The 12,075-nt window shown below is 38.3% G+C and carries 13 protein-coding genes; 4 read left to right on the forward strand and 9 right to left on the reverse strand.

Features of this window, described 5'->3' with window-relative positions; translation table 11 throughout:
• The first annotated feature begins 8 nt into the window (after positions 1–8).
• Together ppsR and FY049_RS14850 are read left to right on the forward strand one after the other, a co-directional pair.
• The gene (gene ppsR, locus FY049_RS14845; protein WP_004719361.1) at positions 9–845 is read left to right on the forward strand and encodes a posphoenolpyruvate synthetase regulatory kinase/phosphorylase PpsR; all 837 of its coding nucleotides are present in this window, start codon (positions 9–11) and stop codon (positions 843–845) included.
• 112 nt (positions 846–957) lie between these two features.
• Entirely contained in the window at positions 958–1,710 is a 753-nt protein-coding gene (locus FY049_RS14850) for a hypothetical protein (RefSeq protein WP_446083938.1), read from the forward strand.
• Between the two features lie 70 nt (positions 1,711–1,780).
• Here the strand turns inward: FY049_RS14850 and FY049_RS14855 are convergent, their stop codons facing one another.
• The 6 genes from FY049_RS14855 to FY049_RS14880 all read right to left on the reverse strand — a co-directional run bounded on the left by FY049_RS14855 (position 1,781) and on the right by FY049_RS14880 (position 6,677).
• Positions 1,781–2,338, reverse strand: coding sequence for a flavoprotein (locus tag FY049_RS14855; RefSeq protein ID WP_446083939.1), 558 nt, complete (start codon positions 2,336–2,338; stop codon positions 1,781–1,783).
• A 17-nt stretch (positions 2,339–2,355) separates the two neighbouring features.
• Positions 2,356–3,285, reverse strand: coding sequence for a ferritin-like domain-containing protein (locus FY049_RS14860; RefSeq protein WP_446083940.1), 930 nt, complete (start codon positions 3,283–3,285; stop codon positions 2,356–2,358).
• 213 nt (positions 3,286–3,498) lie between these two features.
• Positions 3,499–3,981: an inner membrane protein YiaA gene (gene yiaA, locus FY049_RS14865; RefSeq protein ID WP_004719371.1), complete on the reverse strand. Its 483-nt coding sequence runs from the start codon at positions 3,979–3,981 to the stop codon at positions 3,499–3,501.
• Positions 3,982–4,219: 238 nt separating this feature from the next.
• Positions 4,220–5,233, reverse strand: coding sequence for an LLM class flavin-dependent oxidoreductase (locus FY049_RS14870; RefSeq protein ID WP_234624197.1), 1,014 nt, complete (start codon positions 5,231–5,233; stop codon positions 4,220–4,222).
• 169 nt (positions 5,234–5,402) lie between these two features.
• Positions 5,403–5,942, reverse strand: a complete 540-nt coding sequence (locus FY049_RS14875; RefSeq protein ID WP_056512651.1) for a glycine zipper domain-containing protein — start codon at positions 5,940–5,942, stop codon at positions 5,403–5,405.
• A gap of 303 nt (positions 5,943–6,245) precedes the next feature.
• Positions 6,246–6,677, reverse strand: a complete 432-nt coding sequence (locus tag FY049_RS14880) for a hypothetical protein (RefSeq protein ID WP_004822418.1) — start codon at positions 6,675–6,677, stop codon at positions 6,246–6,248.
• Between the two features lie 390 nt (positions 6,678–7,067).
• Here FY049_RS14880 and prfA point away from each other — a divergent pair, with 390 nt between their 5' ends.
• The gene (gene prfA / locus FY049_RS14885) at positions 7,068–8,156 is read left to right on the forward strand and encodes a peptide chain release factor 1 (protein WP_004719378.1); all 1,089 of its coding nucleotides are present in this window, start codon (positions 7,068–7,070) and stop codon (positions 8,154–8,156) included.
• On the forward strand, positions 8,156–8,974 hold the full coding sequence (prmC, locus tag FY049_RS14890; RefSeq protein WP_244013036.1) for a peptide chain release factor N(5)-glutamine methyltransferase: 819 nt from the start codon (positions 8,156–8,158) through the stop codon (positions 8,972–8,974). The genes prfA and prmC overlap by 1 nt, the downstream gene beginning before the upstream one ends.
• A 145-nt stretch (positions 8,975–9,119) precedes the next feature.
• Here prmC and FY049_RS14895 read toward each other — a convergent pair whose 3' ends face one another.
• The 3 genes from FY049_RS14895 to FY049_RS14905 form a co-directional block, all read right to left on the reverse strand.
• The gene (locus FY049_RS14895) at positions 9,120–10,031 is read right to left on the reverse strand and encodes a bestrophin family protein (RefSeq protein WP_262781894.1); all 912 of its coding nucleotides are present in this window, start codon (positions 10,029–10,031) and stop codon (positions 9,120–9,122) included.
• A gap of 113 nt (positions 10,032–10,144) precedes the next feature.
• The gene (locus FY049_RS14900) at positions 10,145–10,978 is read right to left on the reverse strand and encodes an ABC transporter permease (protein ID WP_446083941.1); all 834 of its coding nucleotides are present in this window, start codon (positions 10,976–10,978) and stop codon (positions 10,145–10,147) included.
• Positions 10,978–11,961, reverse strand: a complete 984-nt coding sequence (locus FY049_RS14905) for an aliphatic sulfonate ABC transporter substrate-binding protein (protein WP_446083942.1) — start codon at positions 11,959–11,961, stop codon at positions 10,978–10,980. Before FY049_RS14905 ends, FY049_RS14900 begins: the two co-directional genes overlap by 1 nt.
• Positions 11,962–12,075: the final 114 nt, after the last annotated feature.

A 12,075-nucleotide genomic window follows, 5' to 3' on the forward strand; every position in this document is an offset into this window, starting at 1 on the left:
GATTTTTAATGTCAGAAAGTAACCAAATAAAGCGGAGCGTATTTTTTATTTCTGATGGTACAGCGATTACGGCTGAAACCCTTGGGCATTCATTATTAGCGCAATTTCCTCATGTAAAGTTTGATATCCATATTATTCCCTATATTACCTCTGAAGAAGCTGCAATGAATGTGGTCGAAGAAATCAATAAAAGGGCGGATAAAGATGGTCAACAACCTTTGGTATTCGATACTTTGGTTGACCCTTATGTTCGTGACATTATCAATACTGCAAATGCTGTAAATCTTGATGTTTTTGAAGGGCTTATTAGTAAGTTGTCGGACGTTTTAGGTACACCGCCTACAACTTTAGTCGGACAAACCCATGCTGTGACGGATTCTGAGTCGTATAAAGCACGTATTGATGCTGTTCATTTTGCTTTGGATAACGATGATGGGGCACGTACCCGTCATTATGACAAAGCAGATTTAATCCTGATCGGCGTATCGCGTTCTGGTAAAACCCCAACTTCAATTTATTTATCTTTGCAGTTTGGTATTCGAGTTGCAAACTACCCATTAACCGAAGAAGATTTAGACGATAATCGTTTACCTGCGGTACTGAAAGAACATAAAAATAAATTATTTGGTTTGATGATTGATGCTGAACGTCTCGTTGCCATTCGTTCTGAACGTAAAGCCAATAGTCGTTATGCGAGCTTTTCGCAGTGTCAGATGGAGCTACGTGCTGTTGAAGGGATCTATATTTCTGAAGGGATTAAATATTTAAATGTTTCAGAGATGTCGATTGAAGAAATTTCAACACGTGTTTTACAAATGACAGGGCTTAAACGTCGTATTGGATAATCCATCCTTATAATTTTTGATGTGTGATGTGGTGTAAGACTAGTATTGAGCTGAATCAAGATTTGGCTCTTTTTCTTTTATGTTTATTATTTTTTATAGTGTGATTTGTTATATGAATAAGATATTAAAAGTAAGTTCATTTTTCATGCTTGTAAGTGTACAAGGTATATTTGCACAACAAACCAATGCTGAATCATTGAGCAATTTTGAAAATGGTTTGGTTGAAAAATATTATCAAAAAACCTGTTCAGGGCGTACTGAATGTGATCAGTACAATGAAAAAATTTCCAGTGAAATTGAAAATAAAATAAAAAATGATTCATCCAGTTTTGCATATTCGTTTGCAAAACTCACTGAAAAAAATATGCTGGATATCCATTACAGTCCTGATCGAAAAATCAAATTTTATACGATGGACGTTTCTGCTGGGGGAACGATGAGAGAACCATATAGTTTCATTCAAGTGAAGCCAAGCAATGGTTTGGCGTCCCAAGAGTTAGCTCAAGTGGGATTTATCGATAAAATTGCGCAAGTCAAAATTAAAAATCAGGACGTTTATTTAGTCACCAGCCTATTTGTTAATAGTACCTGTTCAAGAGGCTATCGCATTCACTCCTTTGTGTTGAATAACGGCAAATTTGTCGCGCAACCCATTTTTGAAACCAAGACTCAAAAACTTGATTCAATTGGCATTGAAAATGATTGTCAGGGATGGGAACGTTCTGCTGAAGATTTTATCCGTATCTCAAAAGACTTAAAAAATATCGATATATTAGTGGTGAATGCTTCAGGCAAACTGACCAATAACTATTTACGTTATCAAAAGACTCCACAGGGTTATCGTTACAGCGGTGTGGTCAAATAATTCAAAGAATAGTGAATTTAACAAGTTTAAGAGGCCTAGAAGCCTCTTAAACTCGAATCTTCTCAAGCTATTATTCGTAAGTGGTAATAATCACATCCACTAAATGCTCAATTCCTTCCATACTTTGTACGGCATTTTCAGTAATTTTAACGACTGGCCAAGTGATCAATTTACAGTTTTTACGTTGTAGCGCTGTATAGTAGGTGTCGGATTTTAAAAACACTTTACTCTTTAACGCAGAGTTCGGCATCAACTGACGTTTTAACCATTGTTCCTGAACTTGCGACTCTAGATAACGAATCGCTAACATCGATTTAACACGATGATTAAACAAACGACGGTTTTTGATAATCAAAGGGTGCGAGATTAACTTTTGAACCCCTTTTTCAGTTTGCGGTAAAATAAAAGCGGGTGTAATTTGAAACACTTTTACAAATTCAGCACTGTTTAAAACGTGGCCAAGATGGGTGACTGTAAGTTGGTTTGCACCAATAATTGCCACGTTTAAACCAGTAAAATCGGTGAGTTTAATCTCAGCAGATGCAATAATTTTACCTTTATAATGTTTTAAAAATTCAGGCTGATTTTGAAAAAAACCTTCATTTTGACTCTTTTTCCTATCGAGCATATTATTTCCTTTTTATACTAATTGGTCGCAGTGGGTTCTGACGTTAATTGATATATCCAACTTGGGACTTTAGGTAAAGACTTTTCAGGAATCTTGTCAGTCACGCTAACCATGGCATCAATCGGGATATGGAACCATTTTTTATTGCGATCTACTACATTTTTGCCATGAAATTGAATGATTTGGAACCATGGGTTACGGCGTCCTTCCGCTGTTCTTCCGCCAATTTTCGAAAATTTATTCATTGCTGCATATAATTTTTCTTCAGGAAGTCCGAGCTTAATGACATTGTCACGCATTTTATTGATCAAGGGTAAGTAAGCCAAAATACCCAGCATCAAACGTGGGTCGACTACTCGTGCAGCCATTTGGGCAAGCTCAATGACGCTTTTATTGATCCCTTGTGCTTCCATTACACTGAAACCCACACCTAAATGCCGTGCTTCATCACCATTAATCAGTTCAAAGGCTTGGTGGCAAACAGGATCATCTACAGTATCCAATAAAAAGGTACATAAAGCGCCATCCAAAGCCACTTCAAGCATGGGAATCACTGCGCCTAAAATATAAAAAGGCATTTCATCGGCATAGGTATCTAGCCATTCAATAATTAAACGTAAATTTTTATTTGGTTTAGGGATATCACCATCTAACATTCCCCAACGTTTCATGAGCGCCATTTCTGCATTGGCATGGCGTTGCTCTTCGGCATGGAAGATGGCGTACATCTCCCGTAAAGTTGCTGTTGGCGCTTTTTTTGACATTGCCGAAAATGCACGGGCACCTACATGCTCAATCCACATCAGATCTGCCATAAAGTCTTTAAGTTTTGGCCATTGTTCGGCTGTAACCAGCTCTCGACCTGGTGCATCCCAATCAATATCGGATAAAGTCCATTGTGTGTTTTTGACTTTATCTAACATTTTTTCTAAGTCAATTGAAGCCATAGCAAATCTATCAAAAATAAGGATTTCATTGCATTTTATTTAATATTTCTGTGAATCAATTGGCAAAGATATTCATTGTGGAATGATGAAAAATATCAACGCAGTAATGGTTTGATTTTGAATGTGAAAATTTAGCTAAGTGATTGAGATAAAAAGAAAGACTTGTCATAAAAGGACAAGTCTTATCATTTGGAGCAATAGATTGTTTAACAATTAAAATTTATCTTCTGGTGTTTCTAGTTCTTTAACTTCAACTTGCTGAACAGGGTGGGGCTGAGGTAGTTCAGGCTGTGAATGCGTTCTGAGATATTCCAAGTCTCGAATATTCTTTTGTACAGCAACAGCACCGAAGAGACTAAGTAAAAAAGCCATGATATAAAAGCCTTTCTCACTGAATGCCATCGTCGCGTTCCATAAACCCAATGCGAGCAGAACAATACAGATCACCACTGAAGCCCAGCACAGTCCATAATAAATTGCTGTAACTTGCTGACCTTCAAGTTTATCCCGAACAACTTTTTGCAGTGAAACAGCAGAAAATAAACCATAAAGGATCAGGATTAAATAATAGCCTTTTTCATTCAATAGAATTTCTGCATTGAATAAACCGACACAGTAGGCTGCTGCACCAGCAAGTAAAGCCACCCAACTGACTGCAATAAAAGCAGGGGTGGGTTTATTGATATATTGGTTCATTGTTGTTCCTTATTACTATTTTACTGATTTTTATATGTTCTATTATGCTGATTTGAAATGAGATGGCAAATCTTTTCAATTTATTAGAGCTAATTCAAATAGAGTTTAATTACGAAGAATAATAAATAGTATTTTAAATCAATTGGATATTTCAGCTATAGAACAGTTAAATCAAAAAAAAACCAAAATGAAATTTGTCATTTCATTTTGGTAAAGAGGAAAACATGATTGATTTGTATTATTTTTTTAAATCCATCAATAAACTAAAGTTGTCTAGGCGCTTCTGTGTATCATAAATATCGCAAGTGAAAATAAATTCATCTACCTGATATTTTTCTAAAAGTTGCTTTAAACCGTTATTTACTGTCTCTGGTGAGCCAATTTGCGCCATACCCAAGAAGTTTTGTACGGACATTTTCTCTGATGCAGACCATCGGCCTTCCATTGTTGCTACAGGCGGTTTCAGTTTTAAACTTTGTCCTGTCAGTAATGCAAGAATACGTTGATACACACTTGTAGCTAGATACTCCGCTTCCTCATCGGTTTGGGCAACCACAGTAGGCACCCCCATAGATACAAACGGTTTATCTAAATAGGCGGATGGTTCAAAATTGTCACGATAGAGCTGAATGGCTTGGCCTAACATTCTCGGTGCAAAATGTGAGGCAAATGAATAAGGAAGTCCTAATTTAGCCGCCAGTTGTGCGCTAAAAAGACTCGACCCTAAAAGCCATACAGGCACATGCGTACCTTGCCCTGGTGTTGCTTTAATTCTTTGCTGAGGCACTGCGTCCGCGAAATAGCTTAAAATTTCTAAAACATCTTGTGGAAATTGCTCTTCAGTTTCTTGACGACCACGTCTTAATGCACGCATGGTGGTTGGATCAGTTCCGGGCGCACGACCTAAGCCGAGTTCAATACGATTTGGATAGAGTGTCGCCAAGGTACCAAACTGTTCAGCAACAACTAAGGGTGCATGGTTGGGTAACATAATCCCCCCCGAGCCCACTTTAATATTTTTTGTGTTTGCTAAGATGTAACCCAGCAATACAGCAGTTGCGGAGCTGGCGATACCGTCCATATTATGATGTTCAGCTAACCAAAGGCGATCAAAGCCTAACTGTTCTGCATGCTGAGCAAGTTGCAATGCATGCTTAAGAGAAAACTCAACTGTTTGATCTTCTCGAACAGGTGCGAGTTCTAGGATAGAGAACTTCGTATTCTTTAATGCGGTATCTGTTAAAGACGACATTTTTAAACTCGAAAATAATATATATCGAAATAATACGATATAAGTGTGCAAATGTATATCGAAAATTGTCGATATTTGGTGGTTTTGATGTTGATTTTATTGTCCAAAAACAAATTAAGCACCCGAAGGTGCTTGATTTAAATGATTGGATATTAATTTTGCAATGAAATTAATTTTTCCAGTTATTCCAACGATTTTTGTTTTTGTAGTGACCATAATGATTGCCATTGTCTTTGCGATAGCCACGGTCATTATAGCGATAATCAACATTACGATAACCGCTACGATCATAACGATCATTGTAACGTCCATAACGGCTGTCATAGCGGTCATCATAACGACGGTCGTCACTGACTTTTTGACCTAATGCAGAACCACCTGCAGCACCAAGACCTGCGCCAATATAGCCACCAGTTGAAGTACCCGTAACATTACGACCTACGGTATAACCACCAGCACTACCTAAAGCACCACCGATGATCGCACCATTACGGTCACGTTTATTTGATGAAGCGCCTGCGCCAACACCACCACCGATTGCAGAACCAATCATAGCGCCTGTTGAACCACCCATTTGTTGGCCAATCGCAGCACCCACCACACCACCAAGTGCAGATGTTAATGCTGTATTGGTTGAGTTGCCTGCATGTGCAGTCGTCATCATTGTTGCTGCAATTACAGTTGCACCAAGGATTGCTTGTAATTTCATTTTAAACTCCTGATCGAAGCTTCTTCGAATTCTTTAACTTGAGGCTAGAATAACGAAACATTTAGCAATAATTATGGATTTGAATGTAAGCAATTTCTGTGTTTTGTGTGTGGATTGTATTTCTTGCTCTTTAATTTATTCATATTACGTGAATGTTAAACTTAATTTTAAGTAAAACCTTATTTAGTACAATCAATATTAACCTATAAATCATTACTTGTAGTTCTACAGGATAGACAGTTTATCTAAGATGAAACGATACAAAAAAGCACCCGAAGGTGCTTGATATCGTTCAAGGATCAATTAGTGATGACGACGGTGTTTTTTGTAGTACTTTTTATTGTACTTACGTTGATCTGCATGGCGGTCTTGAGAAACTTTTTTACCAAGAACTGAACCACCCGCTGCACCAGCAGCAGCACCAATATAACCACCTGTGGTACCACCCATATTTTTACCTACGGTATAGCCACCAACACCACCTAAACCACCACCAATTGCAGCCGCAGTACGGTCTTTTCTATTGGTTGATGCAGCAGCACCACCTGCACCGCCCACTGCTGAACCAATCATTGCGCCAGTGTTACCACCAATTTGTTTACCTACAGCAGTACCAACGACACTACCTAAAGCAGAGGTTGCTGCGATACGTGTTGAGTTATCAGCATGAGCACTTACTGTAAATATTGAAGTTACTGCCAATACAGTACTAAATATGATCGTATTAAATTTCATGTGTTGCTCCATGTCCTTATCTGGACAGTTCTATCTCTATTCGATGTGGCAAATGTAACAAAAATTTTTCCAAAAAATGTGGAGAGGGATCTGAAAATTGATAGCGTTTGGTATCTGAATGTATGTTTTCTATTAAAAGTGATTTTAAAACACCCATATTAGTCAACAATTAGCATGAATAATGGAGAATAAAAGCATCTAATCAAAAATCATGCGGATCATCTTGCTATAAATTCTATAGCTTATCTTGATGGCGCTTATATAAATGTGTCATTTAAATGGCAGAATCGGTAAACTAGGCACAATTTTAGAATTTTCTTACCAATTTTAAATGGGCTGTTATAAAGCTCGATGTTTTTTGGTAAGGCTTAGCTTGAGAATGTATTTAAAATGAAAGAATCGTTACGTTTACGATTAGACCAACTTTGTGATCGACATGAAGAGTTAGAAGCATTATTGGCAGATGTCGAAGTCATTTCAGACAATAAGCGTTTTCGTAATTTGTCCCGTGAGCATAATGATTTATCAGAAATTACCGATGTTTGGAAAAAGTACAAGCAAGCTGAAGAAGATATTGAAACAGCAGAAGCAATGTTAACTGATCCAGATTTTAAGGATATGGCTGTTGAGGAAATCAAAGAGAACAAAGCTTTAATTGAACAACTTGAAGCTGAGTTAAATATTCTCATGATTCCTAAAGACCCAAATGATGCCAACTCGGCATATTTGGAAATCCGCGCTGGTACTGGTGGTGATGAAGCAGCGATTTTCTCAGGTGACTTATTCCGTATGTATAGTAAATATGCTGAAACTCAAAACTGGCGTATTGAAATCTTATCTGAAAATGAAGGCGAGCATGGCGGATATAAAGAGATTATCTGTCTAGTGAATGGTGAAGGTGTTTACGGTCGCTTGAAGTTTGAAAGTGGGGCGCATCGTGTACAACGTGTTCCAGCCACTGAGTCACAAGGTCGTGTACATACTTCGGCATGTACTGTGGCAATTCTTCCAGAAGTTGATGTAGACACCACAGTAGAGATTAATGCTGCGGATCTACGTATCGATACTTATCGTGCTTCTGGTGCGGGTGGTCAGCACATTAACAAAACTGATTCTGCTGTACGTATTACCCATCTTCCAACAGGTACTGTTGTGGAATGTCAGGATGAACGTTCACAGCATAAAAACAAAGCAAAAGCGATGGCGTTACTGGCTTCACGTTTAGAGAATGCGAAACGTGCTGCAGCCGATGCAGCAACATCTGAAATGCGCCGTGATTTGGTAGGTTCAGGAGATCGTTCGGAACGTATCCGCACATATAACTATCCACAAGGTCGTATGACAGATCACCGTATTAATTTAACTTTATATAAGTTAGATGCAGTAATGGAAGGTGATTTGACTGAGCTACTTGACAGCTTACATCGCGAATATCAAGCAGATCAGTTGGCGATGCTTGCACAACAAAATGGTGGTTAATGAATATTGCACAGGCTTTGGCCTTACGTGGAGAAGCTGAAAGTTATGAGCGTCAAGAAAATGCTTGGTTACTTGAGCATATTTTAAAAATTGATGCTTTTGATTTGTCACTTAAATCTACGCAAGAATTAACTGCTGAGCAAGAACAGCAATATGTTGAGGGTCTAGCGCGGATTGCTGCGGGTGAACCCTTGGCTTATGTAACTGGCTCACAACCATTTTGGACTTTGGATTTAACCGTTACCAGAGATACTTTAGTCCCTCGTCCAGATACTGAGGTATTGGTTGAAACGGTTTTAAATCTTGATTTGCCTGAAGATACTCGTATGGTTGATTTAGGTACGGGTACAGGTGCGATCGCATTATCGCTGGCAAGTGAGCGTCCAAATTGGTCTATTATTGCCACAGATATTTATGAACCGACTTTAGAAGTTGCTTTACATAATGCTGAAAAGCATGACTTGGGGCAGGTCAAGTTTTTTCTAGGAAGTTGGTTTAAAGCTTTGAATCGTCAATTTTTTGATGTGATAGTTTCTAATCCACCTTATATTGATGCTGCTGATGAGCATATGCCGCATCTTGCTTCTGAGCCTGAAAGAGCTTTGGTTGCTGAGCAGCATGGTTTGGCGGATATTGAACATATTGTTCAGCAAGGTAAAAAATGGTTGGCAACTCAAGGTTGGATTGTACTTGAGCATGGTTATGATCAAGCTGAAGCGGTACAAAACATTTTTAAAGGTGCTGGTTTTAAACAGGTCAGAACTGTTAAAGACTATGGCGGTAATGATCGTGTCACGTTAGGTCAGTGGCCAAATTAGTTTTGCATTGCTATGTCTAAAAAGACTTTGTTGGATGGCGGTGGTTGCTTATCCAACAAAGTCTTTTTTATTGGCGAATAAATAGTATTAAAAGAACTCGCTGTATTTCAAAGCTAAGGGGAAATATAGCCTTTAGAAAAACCAGCTAAGTCAAATTACTTTTCACCAATTGAATCGGCTCTAAGAGTTTTTCACCCAGAGAACTGTGCATTTCTCTTTCAATTAAACGGGTAATTGAATCTAAAGGTAAATCATTTTCTTGTAGGCCAAATGGTTCTTCAAGCTGAGCACTCAAAGCATCTAGTCCCAAAAATAAATAAGCAATTAAACTGACGATGACGGGTGTCCAAATCCCTAAACTTGCTTCTAAACTAAACGGCAAAATCAAACAAAAGCAATATACTGTGCGATGTAATAAGACTGAATAAGAATAGGGCAATGGGGTTGTTAGAATGCGATCGCAGCCTGCCTGAATATTACCCATAGCAACAATATGATGATTTAAACCTTGATAGATAATGTCAGAAATTTCACTTGATTTAAGTGATTGCACTAAAGATTTTTGGATTTCTTCTAAAACAAATTGTGCAGCATTAAGGTGGTTTGCCAGTTGGCTAAAGCTTAATTCATCTAAATCTACTTTATTTTTATAAAATTCAATGGATTGATTTTGATTGCGTAAACGATTTCTTAACAAACAGGTAAATAGCATTACACGATACATTAAAACTTTACGCTGGTTTACTTGTAAAACATGCGTGTCACGAGAAAGATGGCGTGAGGTTGCAATCAAAGCACCCCAGAGTTTACGACCCTCCCACCAACGATCATAACATGCAGTATTTCTAAAGCTTAAGAAAATAGAAAGGATAATCCCAAAGACGGTAAAACCAATTGCAGGTACAGCAGGAATTGTAAAATAGTGATGTGATGATAGGTAAACCAGAACTGTAGAGATCAGCACAACAAAAGTTAATGCGGGTAAAACTTTGGGAAGAATGGTGCCATGCCAAGCAAAGAGAAGTGCGAAACTGTTACTTTTATCACGAATGATCATACTGTCTACCTAACTATTACTGCGACAGTGTTTCATAGAGAAAAGCAGAAATGCAAGTTGCAAATAAGCAATTTAAAAAAATACGGCTGATCAAAAGCCGTATTTTGAATGGTTTATATTCTCCAACGTAAAAACCAGTTTTCAATCAATTTCATCAGATTGTCAGTGAGTTTACCAAGGACCGCCAGCAAGATAATCGCAATAATCACAATATCGGGCCGTGAGGTTTCTCGACCATCACTGAGTAGATAACCGATACCTTGTGTCGCTGCAATCAGTTCTGCTGCAATCATAAACATCCAAGCTAGGCTTAAACTGTTTCTGAGTCCAACGAGAATTCCAGGCGATGCAGCAGGCAGAACAATTTGAAAGATACTTTGTAGATAGGTCAGACGGTATACTTTTGCCACTTCTAACAACTTTGAATCAACACCATGTATGGCAGATACGCTATTGGTATAGGTGGGAAAGAATGCACCAATCGCGATTAAAGTAATTTTGGAGGCTTCATCAATGCCTAACCACAAAAGCAATAAAGGAATCCAAGCAAGACTTGGAATAGATTTGATCGCTGAAAATGTTGGTTCTAAAAAATCTTCAATGTGTTTGTTTAAACCCACTGCAATTGCAAAAATGAGTCCCAATAGGCTACCAATAAAAAATCCTAAAAATACACGCCAAGTACTGGTATAGATATGGGTAAATAAATCACCTGCGGCAAGCTCCTTGAATGAGTCAACTAAGCTACTTGGGGCAGGGAGCAGATAAGACTCAATCCATCCAAAACGAACTAAATACTCACATAATAAAATGAGCAACAACGGAATCGTAATTCCTTTTACCCATTTTAAAACATTGGCCTTAAAGGCAGGTTTGTTTAAACCCGCCTGCGTTATACGTACATTTGATTCGCTTTGCGTCGATTGAGCATGTGTAGACTTTGTCATTACTTCTCAGCAACCTTGCCAATGACCTTTTGCGCATATTTGCTGTCAAATAGTTGATCCACAACTTGATTTACATTGGTGCCTTTTCGAACCAGTTCTTCTTCAGTCAAAATAGTCCCTGCTTTCTTTAGCGCATTAAGATGTTTCGCTGTTGGAATGTTTTGATCTAGATTGGTTCGGCTCAATTGCAACTTCGCCACTTCAAGTGGTAATTTTGCTTCACGTGCTAATAATTCTGCGAGTTTATCTGGATTGGCTTTTGCCCATTTACGTGCTTGTTCATAAGCTTTAATTACAGCCTCAACCGCTTCTGGGCTTTGGGTGCTAAATTGATCTTTCACACTTAACACACTGTAACTATTAAAAGTGATATTGCGATAGAGCAGTTTTGCACCTGATTGCAATTGTGCAGATGCCATCAGTGGGTCAAGCCCAGCCCAAGCATCCACCTGACCACGTTCTAAAGCTGTTTTTCCATCTGGATGTTGTAGATGTACCAATTGCACATCGCGTTTATTTAAGCCGACGGTTTCAAGTGCTTGAAGCGTAAATAAGAATGGGTCTGTCCCTTTAGTTGCAGCAATTTTTTTCCCTTTGAGGTCTTTTAAGGATTTGATTGCTGAGTTTTTAGCAACCACTAATGCAGTCCATTCTGGCTGGCTTTGGATATAAACCGTTTTAATTGGACTGCCATTGGCACGACTCAATACTGCTGCTAAACCCGCGGTAGAGGCGAAATCGATGCTGCCACTGTTTAAATATTCAAGTGAACGGTTACTGCCTTGGCTAAACACCCATTTGACCTCTGTTTTGGGTAAGGCTTTTTCTAATAGCTTTTGTTCTTTAACCACTAAACTTGTTGGGGCGTAATAGGCATAGTCTAATTTCAATGTTGTTGGGATGGCTGCAAAAGAAGACATTGCGGTTAAGCTTAAGGCTAAGGTGGAAACTAAGCGCGTCATTTTTTTGCTAAAAACTTTCATACATACCCCATAAAATTCAAAGAGAAACACAGAGCTAGATATGTATATTTTTTAGGGTGAAAGTACAAAAAAGAAAAACAGATATTCACTTCTTAAAATATGAAATGTAAAAAA

The sequence above is a fragment of the Acinetobacter sp. 1125_18A genome (assembly GCF_052824985.1).